General features: G+C 71.7%; 10 protein-coding genes and 1 riboswitch. Of the genes, 2 read left to right on the top strand and 8 right to left on the bottom strand.

Annotated features, from left to right (window positions below; translation table 11 throughout):
* Positions 1-13: 13 nt before the first annotated feature.
* The 5 genes from ACN27G_RS01365 to ACN27G_RS01345 all read right to left on the bottom strand — a co-directional run bounded on the left by ACN27G_RS01365 (position 14) and on the right by ACN27G_RS01345 (position 4,870).
* Positions 14-1,066 (bottom strand): ribonucleotide-diphosphate reductase subunit beta, encoded by a 1,053-nt coding sequence (locus tag ACN27G_RS01365; protein ID WP_421490946.1) that lies wholly within the window; start codon positions 1,064-1,066, stop codon positions 14-16.
* Positions 1,063-3,453, bottom strand: coding sequence for a ribonucleoside-diphosphate reductase subunit alpha (locus ACN27G_RS01360; RefSeq protein ID WP_421490945.1), 2,391 nt, complete (start codon positions 3,451-3,453; stop codon positions 1,063-1,065). The genes ACN27G_RS01365 and ACN27G_RS01360 overlap by 4 nt, the downstream gene beginning before the upstream one ends.
* A 131-nt stretch (positions 3,454-3,584) precedes the next feature.
* Positions 3,585-3,791, bottom strand: a riboswitch (cobalamin riboswitch).
* Positions 3,792-4,128: 337 nt separating this feature from the next.
* Positions 4,129-4,326, bottom strand: coding sequence for a DUF397 domain-containing protein (locus tag ACN27G_RS01355; RefSeq protein WP_421490944.1), 198 nt, complete (start codon positions 4,324-4,326; stop codon positions 4,129-4,131).
* Between the two features lie 23 nt (positions 4,327-4,349).
* Entirely contained in the window at positions 4,350-4,649 is a 300-nt protein-coding gene (locus ACN27G_RS01350; RefSeq protein WP_421490943.1) for a Scr1 family TA system antitoxin-like transcriptional regulator, read from the bottom strand.
* Positions 4,616-4,870, bottom strand: coding sequence for a hypothetical protein (locus ACN27G_RS01345; RefSeq protein WP_421490942.1), 255 nt, complete (start codon positions 4,868-4,870; stop codon positions 4,616-4,618). Before ACN27G_RS01345 ends, ACN27G_RS01350 begins: the two co-directional genes overlap by 34 nt.
* 214 nt (positions 4,871-5,084) lie before the next feature.
* On the opposite strand from ACN27G_RS01345, the gene ACN27G_RS01340 reads away from it, so the two are divergent.
* Together ACN27G_RS01340 and ACN27G_RS01335 are read left to right on the top strand one after the other, a co-directional pair.
* Entirely contained in the window at positions 5,085-6,455 is a 1,371-nt protein-coding gene (locus tag ACN27G_RS01340) for a hypothetical protein (protein WP_421490941.1), read from the top strand.
* Positions 6,455-11,017: an FtsK/SpoIIIE domain-containing protein gene (locus tag ACN27G_RS01335; protein WP_421490940.1), complete on the top strand. Its 4,563-nt coding sequence runs from the start codon at positions 6,455-6,457 to the stop codon at positions 11,015-11,017. The genes ACN27G_RS01340 and ACN27G_RS01335 overlap by 1 nt, the downstream gene beginning before the upstream one ends.
* Before the next feature lie 152 nt (positions 11,018-11,169).
* Here the strand turns inward: ACN27G_RS01335 and ACN27G_RS01330 are convergent, their stop codons facing one another.
* Genes ACN27G_RS01330 through ACN27G_RS01320 form a run of 3 tightly spaced genes read right to left on the bottom strand, consistent with a single transcriptional unit; the run spans position 11,170 to position 12,844 of the window.
* Entirely contained in the window at positions 11,170-11,475 is a 306-nt protein-coding gene (locus ACN27G_RS01330; RefSeq protein ID WP_421490939.1) for a WXG100 family type VII secretion target, read from the bottom strand.
* A gap of 22 nt (positions 11,476-11,497) precedes the next feature.
* Positions 11,498-11,803, bottom strand: a complete 306-nt coding sequence (locus tag ACN27G_RS01325; protein WP_421490938.1) for a hypothetical protein — start codon at positions 11,801-11,803, stop codon at positions 11,498-11,500.
* A 24-nt stretch (positions 11,804-11,827) separates the two neighbouring features.
* The gene (locus tag ACN27G_RS01320) at positions 11,828-12,844 is read right to left on the bottom strand and encodes a hypothetical protein (RefSeq protein ID WP_421490937.1); all 1,017 of its coding nucleotides are present in this window, start codon (positions 12,842-12,844) and stop codon (positions 11,828-11,830) included.
* Positions 12,845-12,961: the final 117 nt, after the last annotated feature.

Here is a 12,961-nt window from a genome sequence, read left to right as displayed (position 1 = left end):
CCCGGCGTACGAATCAGAAATCGTCGTCGAAGCTCACCGCCCCCGTGACCCCGACCTGATAGGCCGACACCCGCCGCTCGAAGAAGTTCGACAGCTCCTGCACGTCCTGCAACTCCATGAACGCGAAGGGGTTACGGCTGCCGTACATCGGCTCGATGCCGAGCATGGCCAGCCGCCGGTCGGCGACGTGCTGGAGGTACTCGCGCATGTCGGCCGGCGACATGCCGGAGACCCCCTGTTCGAGCAGGTCGGCGGCGAACTGGACCTCACACTCCACCGCCTCGGCCAGCATGTCCCTGACCTGCTGTTCCAGCTCGGCATCGAAGAGGTCCGGCTCTTCGGCGCGTACGGTGTCGACCACGTCGAAGGCGAAGGCCATGTGCATGGACTCGTCCCGGAACACCCAGTTGGTGCCCGAGGCGAGGCCGTGCAGCACACCCCGCGAGCGCAGGAAGTACACGTACGCGAAGGCGCCGTAGAAGAACAGTCCCTCGATGCAGGCGGCGAAGCAGATCAGGTTGAGCAGGAACGCCCGCCGGTCCTCGCGGGTCGTCAGCTCCCGCAGTTCGAAGATCGAGTCGATCCACCTGAAGCAGAACTCGGCCTTCCGGGCGATCGACGGGATGTTCTCCACCGCCGCGAACGCCTCGAACCGCTCCTTCTCGTCCGGAACGTACGTGTCCAGCAGGTTCAGGTAGAACTGGACGTGTACGGCCTCCTCGAACAGCTGCCGGGAGAGATAGAGGCGGCCCTCCGGGGAGTTGACGTGCTGGTAGAGGTTGAGCACCAGGTTGTTGGCGACGATCGTGTCGCCGGTGGCGAAGAACGCCACCAGCCGGGACACCAGGTGCCGCTCCGCCGGGGAGAGCCGGGCCAGGTCGGCGAGGTCGGAGTGCAGGTCGACCTCCTCCACGGTCCAGGTGTTCTTGATCGCGTCCTTGAACCGGTCGAAGAACTGCGGATAGCGCATCGGCCGAAGGGTCAAATCCATGCCGGGGTCGAGCAGCAGGTGCCGCTCACCGGTGCCGCTGCCGGTGCTGGTGCGGGTTTCGGGAGTGGTGGTCACTGGCAGGCCTCGCAGCTTTCGGGGTTTTCCAGGGAGCAGGCGAGCGCCTCGTCGTCGCTCACCGCGACGATCGGCTTCGTCGCCGGGGTGACCGCGACGGTGGCCTGCTGGATCCGGGTCGCGGGACGCGACCGCAGGTAGTAGGTCGTCTTCAGCCCGGACTTCCAGGCGTAGAGGTACATCGAGGAGAGCTTGCCGATGGTCGGCGCGCTCATGAACAGGTTCAACGACTGCGACTGGTCGATGTACGGGGCACGGGCGGCGGCCAGGTCGACCAGGGCCCGCTGCGGCAGCTCCCACGCGGTGCGGAACAGTTCCCGTACGTCGCCGGGAATGTCGACGACGCCCTGCACGGAGCCCTCGGCCCGCTTGACCTGCTCGCGGATCGCCGCCGTCCACAGCCCGCGCGCCTTCAGCTCCCGCACCAGGTAGGTGTTGATCTGGAGGAACTCGCCGGACATGGTCTCGCGCTTGAAGAGGTTGGAGACCTGCGGCTCGATGCACTCGTAGCAGCCGGCGATCGAGGCGATCGTCGCGGTCGGCGCGACCGCCACCAGCAGCGAGTTCCGCAGGCCGTGCGCGGCGATCGTCGACCGCAGCGCGGCCCACCGCTCCACCTGGCCGAGTTCGGCACCCCACAGGTCCGGGTGCAGCTCGCCCCGCGCCGCGCGGGTCTCGGCGTACGCCGGATGCGGGCCGAACCGCTCGGCGAGCCCCGCCGAGGTCTCCAGCGCGGTCAGGAAGATCTCCTCCTGCACCCGGGTCGACAGCTCCCGGGCCGCGGCGGAGTCGAACGGCAGGCGCAGCGTGAAGAACGCGTCCTGCAACCCCATCAACCCGAGCCCGACCGGTCGCCAGCGCGGGTTCGACGCCGCCGCCTGCTCCGCCGGGTAGTAGTTGATGTCGATCACCCGGTCCAGGAACACCACCGCGGTACGTACCGTGGCCCGCAGCTTCTCCCAGTCCACGCCGTCCGCGGTGACGTGCGCACCCAGGTTGATCGACCCCAGGTTGCAGACCGCGGTCTCGGCGTCGCTGTTCACCTCGAGGATCTCGGTGCAGAGGTTCGACAGGTGGATGGTGTTGCCCGGCGCCCCGGTCTGGTTGGAGAGCCGGTTCGACGCGTCCTTGAACGTCATCCACCCGTTGCCGGTCTGCGCCAGCGTGCGCATCATCCGCCCGTACAGGTCCCGGGCCTTCACCGTCCGGACGGCCTTCTTCTCCGCCGCCCGGTACGCCTCGTCGAACGCCTCCCCGAACAGGTCGGGCAGCTCCGGCGCGTCGGAGGGGTCGATCAGCGACCACTCGCCGTCCGCCTCCACCCGGCGCATGAACTCGTCCGGGATCCAGTTCGCCAGGTTGAGGTTGTGGGTACGCCTGGCGTCCTCGCCGGTGTTGTCCCGCAGTTCCAGGAACTCCTCGACGTCCGGGTGCCACGGCTCCAGGTAGACGCAGGCGGCGCCCTTGCGCCGGCCACCCTGGTTCACTGCCGCCACCCCGGCGTCGAGCGTCTTCAGGAACGGCACGATCCCGTTCGACCTGCCGTTGGTGCCCCGGATCAACGCGCCGCGACCACGGACCCGCGACCAGGAGATGCCGATCCCGCCGGAGAACTTCGACAGCTTCGCCACCTGGTGGTAGCGCTCGTAGATCGAGTCGAGCTCGTCGCGCGGCGAGTCGACAAGAAAACACGACGACATCTGGGTGTGTCGGGTGCCCGAGTTGAACAGCGTCGGCGAACTCGGCAGGTACGCCAGGCTGGACATCAGGCGGTAGAGGTCGATCGCCTCGCCGGGCGTCTGCGACAGGCCGCAGGCGACCCGCAGCAGCCAGTACTGCGGCGTCTCCACCACCAGCCGCGACTCCGGATGCCGCAACAGATACCGGTCCGCGACCGTACGCAGGCCGAAGTACTCGAACCGCCGATCACCGTCCGGGTCGACGGCGTCGTCGAGCTTGCGGGCGTTGCGGGCCACGAACGCGGCCGTCTCGTCCCCGATCAGCCCCAGCCCGTGGGCGTACCGGATGGACTGGCTGAAGCTCGCCACCCCCTGACCGCGGACCTCCTTGTCCACGTACGCGGCCAGCAGCCGCGCCGCCAGCTTCGAGTACTGCGGCTCCTCGCCGATCAGCTCCGCCGCCGTCTGGATCGACAGCTTGTCCAACTCGGCCGTGGTCGCCCCGTCGTACAACCCGCTGATCGTCTTCGTCGCCACCCGCAGCGGATCCACCTCGTCCAGGTCGGCGACCCACCGCTCCACCGCCCTGACGATCTTGTTGACGTCCACCGGCTCGGTGTCGCCGTTGCGCTTGCGGACCCGCATCACGTGCCGGCGCTGCTCCGGCACCGCCTGGTCCGGCGCAACCTCCTCGCGCGTCGCGGTCATGTCCCCCTCCTCACGCCTGTCCCAAGAGGTCGACGGGTGCGCGGAAGGACGCCGCCGGGCACCGTCGGCACAGCTGCCGAGGCCCGGCTGATGACGTCGGCCGTCCCGCGCGGCCTTCGACCGCCGCACACGTCGCGTGCGGCGCGCTGGCAGGTCTTCGGACTCGCGGGCGTCGTACTCGTGCCTACTGGCCGTCGCTTCCCGGACCCGAGGGTCCAGTGCCGTGTGACGGCGGTCGTTCCCACTCACCGCTGCGGGGCAGCCCCGGATTCGCACCGGGTTCCCTCTTGCCTCGGCTACCGAGGATCGGTAGCCGAACCAGCTGCGAGCAACACCATATATGGGTGCGACCGAACGAGGAAACACCAGATGCTGTGTCGGGCGTGTCGCGGTGGAAGACCACATCGGCCAGGCGGGCCGAGGTCACGGTGGGGAGATCGAGGGCGCCTGATCCAGGGTCTTGCGAACCCGGACTGGGAGGCGAGGCGGTTGCTTGACCCAGCCAACAGACGCAGGGTGGGACGGTAGTCGACCGGGCCTAACGCTCTGCCGCCGCAAGAAATTACGAGTGCATCGACACGATCCGGGGCGCGCGGGTCGACGCACGCCGGGACGACCGAAGCCCAGCAGTGGCCACCGGCGACAGGCCCGGAAGAGGTCGGGCGTGCTCGGGGCTTACGCCCTGTACCCGCCTGCCGCTATCGAAGCCACGAACGCGGTCCAGGTCGTCGCCCCGAACACCAGCACAGGCCCCAAGGGATCCTTGCTGTCGCGTACCGGCACAACGCCGCGAAGGTTCAGCGCCACCTCTACGCACTGGCCGTTGGCGTCGCTGCGGGTGCTCTTGTGCCACACGGCGCGAGACAGATCCATCGCCGCGCCTCCTTCTTCCGGGTCTAAGCCAGATCCCTGGCGATGGCGGCGATCAGGTCGCGGGACTTGCTGGCGCTGAGCGCCGCCGCGTGCAGGTGGGTGTAGGTAAGGGTAACCCGACGCATGTCATCCTCACGTTCCAGATAGGCGTCGCCAGCCTGGCTCACCACGTACGACACCGGGCTGTGGACATCCTCCGGGAACTCCAGCATCGAGAAGGAGCCGACGGTGCCGGGGTGCCAGCCCTCGCTGAACGGCAGCACCTGCAGCTCGACGTTTGGCCGCTTGCTCATCTCGACCAGGTGGCGCAGCTGGGTGCGCATGACCTCAAGCCCGCCGGTGCGGCGATGTAGTTGCTGGGCAGTTGGCCGTACTTGGCCCACCAGCCACGCTGCTTGCCCTGCTGCTGGAGGTCGAAGATGGTGGCGCGGCGCTGTTCGTCGATGATGCCGTAGCGGTCGAGCATGACGATGAGGTCGCCGCGGTTGATGCCGACATCGCCTGCTTCGATCTTGTATATCTTCGACTCGCTGCGGCCGAGCACGCCCGCGGCACCGCGATCCGCACGTGGGACGGATCGTCACCAAGAGTTCATCGGCTGGATATGGTCACGACTCCGCCCTGCGGCCGCGCAGCGTGAACTGCGGATCTGACGTTCCCGGATGGATCTCGGCCGCCAGGGCGGCCATCCGCCCACGGTTAGCATCGAGGCACGGCTGTGCCGCATCTGGCGCGCTACGGGTGAGGGAGGAGCACGGTTGAACGCGCCGTCCTTCAGCGGCCTCGGCCGCTTCCTGGACACCAATCGGCAGACGCTGCTGGCCGTACTCACCGTCCTGGAAGTGCTGATCCTGCTGGTGGTGCTGCTGCGGTGGTTCGACCGCCGGTACGGCCTGCGGGGCACCGGACGGCGCCTCCGGCGCGGCGTCGTCGGCGCGGCGCGGGACCTGGTGGCGCCGATCGTCAACGTCGTCCGCCTTCGGCGCGGCATGCGGGTGGTCAACGAGTGCTTCGCCGGCTCGGGGCCGGTGCCGGCGGCCCGAGCCGGGATCGTGTCGGCACGATCGGCGCTGGCCCACCGGGACGACTTCTGGCCGTACCTGGTGCTGTTGGGCCCGGGAGAACTCGGCGTGCGGCTCGCCGGTGCGGGGCCGGACGTGCCGCTACCGGCGGCGGAATCCTCGTGGCAGGTCACCACGGCGCGCAGCTGGCGGGCCCGCGGGCCGCTGCCACCGGTCCACGGGCCGGCGACCGGCGACCCGCTGCCGGTCGCCGTGGGCGTTCGCGCCAGCACGCTGGTGCTGCTGGATCTCGCCCGCTGCCCCGGCATCGTGTCGGTGCACGGAGCCCCGACGCCGGCGGAGCGGCTGGTGTCCGCGCTGGCCGTCCAGCTCTCGGCCCTGACCGACGGGCACGGCGTGCGGCGTTTGGTCATCGCGGCGGATCCCGGCGACGGTCTGGCGGCGGCCGGCACCGACCGGATGCCGATGGCCGAGGCCCTGACGACCCTCGCGCGGCCGCCTCTCGCCCGGCGTTCGGCAAAGCCGGCCGGACGTACCGTCCTGGTCTGCCGGCGGCCCGATCCGCCGGCGGCGGCGCAGCTCGCCACCCTGGTCGCCGACGATCCCGGGCTGCTGGTCCTGGTCGCCGGTTACCTGCCCGGATCACGCTGGCGGCTACGGGTCGACCTGGCCGGCCGGGTGATCGCGCCGGAACTGCGGATCGACGCGGACTCCGCGCCGCTGGCCCGGTGCCTGCGGCCCGCCCGCCGGGCCGCGCCCACGACCGCACCGGCACCGGCCTGGGCCGAGGAGTACTCTCCGGGATCCGCAGCCCCCGGCGCGGCCTCCTCCGTCCCGGCGGAACCAGCGGGACCAGCGAAACCGGCGGGACCAGCGAAACCGGCGGGACCAGCGGGACCGGGACCAACGATGCCCCGCGACGGCCGGCCGGTCGTCGCGGCGTCGCCCGCCGTGCCGGCCGCGCCACCACCGCGGGGCACACCTGCCCCGCCGGGCACACCTGCCCCGCCCGGCACCAACGACGACCTGATCGAGCAGACGCACGAGCAGCGACGGCCGATGGTCCACTCCGGCGTCGAGCCCGCCGGACGTAACGGAGACCGCTGATGCGCCTGCTGTTGACCGTCGTCTCCGCCGGAACCGACCGGGACGTCGCGCTGGACGTCGGGGTGCGGACGCCGGTCGGTGCGGTCGTCGAGCAGGACGGCGCAGCCGGCGAGTGGTATCTGGACGGGGCACGGCTGGATCCGACCTGGACGGTGAGCCGGGCCGGGCTGGTCGCCGGGGTCCGGCTCGCCGACGGCGGGCCGGCGGCGGCCGGTGGGGTACGGGACCTGCCGGGCGACCTGCGGACCCACTGGCTGGAGGTGCACGGCGTCGGCGGCCCCGGCGCCGGACGGATCTGGCCGGTCGGCCTGGGCTGTCACGACATCGGCTCGGCGCCGGGCTCCGCGATCGACCCGGGCGGCAGCGGGGTGCCCGCGCACGCCGCACGGCTCACCGTCGACGACCAGGGTCGCGCCTGGCTGGCCACCGCTGGTCCGGAGGTACGCCTGGCGGCGCCGCAACCCCCCGCCCGGACCGAGCCGGAGGGTCCACCCGGACACCCGGACCACTCGGACCACTCGGAGCGGTCGCGGCCGGCGGAGCCCGCGGCCGGGCAGGGGCGGGACGGGACGGAGGACGAGGGGGAGGACGAGGCGGAGGACGGGACCGACACCTGGGCGCAACGGCACGACGGAGCCCGCCGTTGGCCGCCCGGGGTGGACCTGGCGGTGGGTGAGAGCCTGCTGCGGCTGGTGCCGCGGCCGGCGCCGGACGCCGCGGTGACGCCGGCCGTGGACGTGCCGATGCTGGACTTCAACCGGCCGCCCCGGATCGTGCCACCGCTGCTCTTCGCCCGGCGCCGGCTGCCCACCCCGCCGGTCAAGCCGACCCGCCGCCCGATCCCGCTGCTGATGATCCTCGCCCCGATGGTGCTGGGCCTGGCCTTCGTCTTCCTCTTCCGCTCGTACTTCTTCCTGCTGATCATGGTGCTCAGCCCGGTGCTGGCCCTGTCGAACTGGTACACCGACCGGCGCAGCGGCCGCAAGCGGTACCGCAGGGATCTCGCCGAATACCGGCGCAAGCGCGCCCGGATGCTGCGGGAGCTGACGGCGGCGGTCGCCGAGGAACGGTCGGCCAGGTGCGAGGCGTCACCCGACCCGGCCACCGTCCTGCACACCGCCGTCGGCCCCGGGCGGCGGCTGTGGGAGCGGCGCCGCCGCGACCCCGACCATCTGGTGCTGCGGGTCGGCACGATGGACCAGCCGTCGCTCATCGAGGTGGAGGACCCGGCCCGCGCCGACCCGGACCGACATCTGCGCTGGACCGTGCCGGACGCGCCGGTCACCGTGGACCTGGTCGACCGCCAGGTGGTCGGCCTGGCCGGCGAGGCGGAGACCACGTACGCGACGGCACGCTGGCTCGTCCTCCAGGCCGCCGCCCTGCACAGCCCGCGCGACCTGCAGATCCGCCTGCTGACCGAGCCGGGCGGGGAGGAGCGGTGGAGCTGGGTGCGGTGGCTGCCGCACGCCCGGCCGCCGGAGGACGGAGTCCCGGCCGGGCGGCCCTACACGCTGGTCGGCAACGACCCGGAGACGGTGGCGAACCGGGTCGGTGAGCTGGTGTCGTTGGTCACCGCCCGGACCAGGGCCCGGGGATCCCAGCTCGGCCAGGTCATGTTCAGCGAACCCGACGTGCTGCTGGTCGTCGACGGGGCGCGCCGGCTGCGCGACGTCTCCGGCATGGTGCAGGTGCTCACCGAGGGGCCGGCGGTACGGGTCTTCGCGATCTGCATCGACGCCGAGGAGCGGCTGCTGCCGGAGGAGTGCACCGCGGTGCTGCGGGCCGACGCGGACGGGCTGACCGTACGGCAGACCGGCGTGCCCGAGGCGACCGGAGTACGTCCGGACCTCGTCACCCCGCGGTGGTGCGACCGGGTCGCCCGGGCCATGGCCCCGCTGCGGGACGTCACCCCGGACGAAACCGCCGGACTGCCCGATCGCAGCCGGCTGCTGGACCTGCTGGCGGCCGACCCGCCGGACGGCGCCGACCTTGCCCGGCGCTGGTCCCGGCAACCCGCGTCCACCAGCTTCGTGATCGGCAGCGGCTTCGACGGAACGGTCACCCTCGACCTGGTCCGGGACGGGCCGCACGCGTTGATCGCGGGCACCACCGGCGCCGGCAAGTCCGAGCTGCTGCAGACGATGGTGGTGTCGCTGGCCGCGGTGAACCGCCCGGACGAGTTGACGTTCGTGCTCGTCGACTACAAGGGCGGCAGCGCGTTCCACAGCTGCGTACGCCTGCCACACACCCTCGGCATGGTCACCGACCTGGACAGTGCCCTCGTGGTCCGGGCGCTGGAGTCGCTCGGCGCGGAGCTGCGCCGCCGTGAGGAGATCCTGGCCGGGGTCGCCGCCAAGGACCTCGTCCAGTACCGGGTGATGCGTGGCCGCGACCCCTCGCTGCCGGCGGTGCCCCGGCTGGTGCTGGTCATCGACGAGTTCGCCACGCTCGCCCGGGAGGTGCCGGACTTCATCCCCGGCCTGGTCAGCATCGCCCAGCGGGGCCGGTCGCTCGGCATCCACCTGATCCTGGCCACCCAGCGCCCCGGCGGCGTGGTGACCACCGACATCCGGGCCAACACCAACCTGCGGATCGCGCTGCGGGTCACCGACCCGACGGAGAGCTCCGACGTGATCGACGTACCGGACGCCGCGATGATCCCGGTGGCCACCCCCGGGCGGGCGCTCGCCCGGCTCGCCCACCGCTCCACAGTGCCCTTCCAGACCGGGTACGTCGGCGCGGTGTACCAGAATGCCGACTCCGACCCGTCCGAGGCACCGCCGACCGCCCCGGTGAACGCCACGGAACTGCCCTGGTCCCGGCTGGGTCGGGCGCTGCCGCCACCTGTGGAGCCGACACACGCCGGCACCGCACCGGACGAGTTGGCCGCCACCGACCTGGACGTGCTGGTGGACGCGATCGACGCCGCCGCCCGCGAGACCGGCGGCGAGCGGCAGCGGAGCCCCTGGCTGCCACCGCTGCCGCCGGTGGTGCTGCTGGACGACCTCACCCCGCCGGAGTCCCGGGCCGGTCCCGGCCTGCCCCCGGTGCCGTACGCGCTCGCCGACCTGCCGGAGCAGCAGAGCCAGCCGGTGCTGACCTGTGACCTCGCCACCCTCGGACACCTCTACGTGCTGGGCGCCTCCCGCACCGGCCGGTCACAGCTGCTGCGTACGCTCGCCGCGTCGCTGGCCCGGTCGCTCTCCTGCGCCGACGTGCACCTCTACGCCGTAGACGCGGCCGGCGGGTCGACGGTGGTGCTGTCGGAGCTTCCGCACTGCGGCGCGGTCGTCCCCCGGGCCGACCTGGAACGCCTGGAACGCCTGGTCGGCCGGCTCCAGGGCGAGCTGGCCCGCCGACACGACCTGCTGGCCCGGCACTCCTGCGCCGGTCTCGACGAGCTGCGGGCGGCGCTGCCGCCGACGGAGCGTCCGGCGCATCTGGTGCTGCTGGTGGACGGCTGGGACTCGCTGGCCGCCGTCCTGGCCGACCACGACGGCGGCCGGCTGCTGGACCAGTTCCTCGGCCTGCTGCGCGAGGGGCCGGCCGCCGGGCTGCACCTGGTGATGTCCTCCGAGCGGTCGCTGTTGACCGGGCGGGTGGCCAACCTGAACGACCACCGGATCATGCTGCGGATGACCGACCGGACCGACTACTCGGCGATCGGCGTCAACCACCGTCGGGTGCCGGAGGTGGTGCCGCCCGGACGCGGCTGGCGCTCGGCGGACCAGGCGGAGATCCAGGTCGCCCTGCTGGACCCGGACCCGTCCGGCCCGGCGCAGGTCGAGGCGATCCGCCGGATCGCGGCCCGGGCCACCGCCCGGGACAGCGGCGTGCCGGCGCAACGCCGGCCGTTCCCGGTGGCCGGGCTGCCCACGGCGGTCACCTTCGCCGAGGCGTTCGCCCAGGTCCCGGAGGAGCACCGGCGTCCACTGCGCGCGCTGCTCGGGATCGGCGGTGACGCCGCCGCACCGGTCTACGTGGACTTCACCGGTCAACAGGCGACCTTCCTGGTCGCCGGCCCGCCGGGCTCGGGCCGGAGCAACACCCTGGCCACGCTGGCGGTCTCGCTGCTGGCCGGCGGCACCGCGCTGGTGATCCTGACGCCCCGGGAGTCGGTGTTGCGCCGGTTGACGGTGCACGCCCGGGTGCGGGCGGTCGAGGGAACGGCTCCGGACCCGGCGCGGGTGACCGCCGCGATGGAGGAGCTGGGCGGTCCGTCGGTGGTGCTGGTCGACGACGTCGACCTGCTCGGCTTCGCCAATCCGGTGGAGGCGGTACTGCGCCAGGTGGTGGCCACCGGCCGGGACCGTGCCCTCGGCCTGGCGTACGCGGGAACGGCCGAGACCCTCACCCAGTCGTTGGGCGGCTGGATCGCCGAGGCCCGGCGCTCCCGGCAGGGTGTGCTGCTGGCGCCGCAGTCGGCCATCGAGGGTGACCTGGTGGGTGCCCGGGTGCCGCCGGGGCTGCTGCGCTCCGGCAGCCGCCCGGGGCGTGGCTATGCGCCGGACCCGACCGGCGCGCTGAGCACGGTCACGATCCCGCACACCGTGCTGCGCTGACCCGCACCGCCGCGCTGACCCGCACCGCCGCGCCGGCCCGCACCGCCGCGCCGGCCCGCACCGCCGCGCCGACCCGGACCGGATGGCCGGCAGCCGGTCCGCCGGGGCGCGGGCCCGGATGCCGGTGAGACGGCAGCCGGGCCCGCGCCGGGTCACGCCGCGGGCGGCGGCTGGGAGAGCGTCTGGTCCATCTCGGTCAGGTTCTTCACGATCGCCGCGAAGCTCTGGGCGAAGGTCTCCAGGTTGCTGACCGCCTTGGTCAGCGAGGCGGTGAACTCCGTGTACTGCGTGCTCATCACCGGGCTGGCCTGCTGCATCCAGAGGCCGCCCTGGCTGGTCAGCAGCTCGGTGACGCTGCTCTGCAGGCCCTTCAGCACGTCGGCGATCTCCGCGCCCTCGGTGGTCAGCCGCCCGGAGACGGTGTGGATTCTGTCGTAGTCGACGTTGACTTCAGCCATCGGATGCCTCCGGTTCGGCGGATCAGGCGGCGCTGCTGGACGCGGTGATCTGCTCGTCCATGGTGCGCAGCTGGACGGTGATGTTGTGGAACTGCTGGGCGAAGGAGCGGATGCTCTCGATCGCCGCGGTCAACTCGGTGTTGAAGGTCTGGTACTGCCCGCTGAGGGTGGGGCTGGACTTCTGCAACCACAGTCCACCGTCGCTGGTGAGCAACTGGGACACCGCGGCGAGCAGATCCTCCAGCCGTGGCACGGTCTGCGTGACCGCCAGGTTGAGCTGGTCGTTGACCGTCTGCACCCGGCCGAAGTCGACGGTGATGTTGGGCATGGCGCTGCTCCAAAGGGGGTTGGGTCAGATCATGACGGTGGTGAAGGGGACGTAGTCGTCCTCCTCGGGTGGCTCCTCGGAGACGAGGGACCACTCGCCGGTCGTCGGGTTGCCGTTGTAGACCTTCGTGCCGTCCGGGCCGACCACCGTCTTGGTGCCGCTCTCCGGCCCGGTCACCACGATGTCGGTCGTGGTGGTCTCGCCCTCGTGGTCGACGGTGACCTGATGCGACCCGCCGTCGGCCGTCGGGGTGACGGTGCTGGTGGTGGTCCCCTCGTCGGTGGTCGAGGTCACCACGAACGAGCCGTCGTCGTTGGTCTTCTTCTCGATCGTCTCCTCGGTGCCGTCCGCGTGCGTGATGGTGGAGGTGTAGTCGACGACATCGGTCCTTCCGTCGCCGTCGGTGTCGCGGTAGGTGAACTCGGTCGTCTCGGTGTAGGTCAGCCCGTCACCGGAGGTGACCGTGGTGGTCTCGGAGACGACGTTGCCCTCGTCGTCCAGGACCGCGGTGGTGGTGTTGCCGCCCACCGGTGAGGTGCCGTCGATGGAGGTGGGTGCATCCCCCGGCTCCGGCACCGGATCCCCGCTCCACACCGGCACCGAGCCGTCGACCAGGTTCCCGTCCTTGTCGTAGTACTGAAAGGTGATCTCCCGGTCCTTCAGGTCGAGGTAGCGCTCGTACGCGACGGTGTCGGCCTGCCAGCCGCTGATGTTCGCCCGCAACCGGTCCAGGTTGACCTTGCCGGCGACGTCCGCGTCCAGGTCGAAGTAGGCCTTGGCGATGCCGTCGAAGGTGTTGGCCAGCTCGTCGAGCAGCTCCATCGAGTCCTTGAACGGTGTGTGGCAGGCGGAGAAGAAGGCGCTGAGCGTCGCGTACAGCGTCGAACTGCCGACCTGGCCGGAGTCGACGACGGTGCCGTCGGAGGTGACGACCGACCGGCGCGAGCCGGTGTCCACATCGAACTGGATTCTGCTTTTCAGCTCGCGCAGGCTGCCCGCCAGGTTGTGCAGCAGCGCGTAGTCGAGCACCAGGTCGGCCACTCCGCACCCCTACTCCCGCTCGTCGACGAGTGCCCTCCGTAGGGTTCGACGCGGCCGGGGCGGTCAGCGGTTCACCGTGAACCTCCGCCCGGGTGCGTCGCGTCGAACAGGACGAGG

The sequence above is a fragment of the Plantactinospora sp. WMMB334 genome (genome assembly GCF_049179095.1).
GTDB lineage: Bacteria > Actinomycetota > Actinomycetes > Mycobacteriales > Micromonosporaceae > Plantactinospora.
This window is presented reverse-complemented; position numbering and strand designations above follow the sequence as displayed.

What these genes read in the sequence shown, in the direction of transcription:
- ACN27G_RS01325 (WP_421490938.1), bottom strand. Translation starts at nt 11,803, where the DNA reads ATGCCCAACATCACCGTCGACTTCGGCCGGGTGCAGACGGTCAACGAC.
- ACN27G_RS01350 (WP_421490943.1), bottom strand. Translation starts at nt 4,649, where the DNA reads ATGCGCACCCAGCTGCGCCACCTGGTCGAGATGAGCAAGCGGCCAAAC.
- ACN27G_RS01360 (WP_421490945.1), bottom strand. Translation starts at nt 3,453, where the DNA reads ATGACCGCGACGCGCGAGGAGGTTGCGCCGGACCAGGCGGTGCCGGAG.
- ACN27G_RS01355 (WP_421490944.1), bottom strand. Translation starts at nt 4,326, where the DNA reads ATGGATCTGTCTCGCGCCGTGTGGCACAAGAGCACCCGCAGCGACGCC.
- ACN27G_RS01330 (WP_421490939.1), bottom strand. Translation starts at nt 11,475, where the DNA reads ATGGCTGAAGTCAACGTCGACTACGACAGAATCCACACCGTCTCCGGG.
- ACN27G_RS01335 (WP_421490940.1), top strand. Translation starts at nt 6,455, where the DNA reads ATGCGCCTGCTGTTGACCGTCGTCTCCGCCGGAACCGACCGGGACGTC.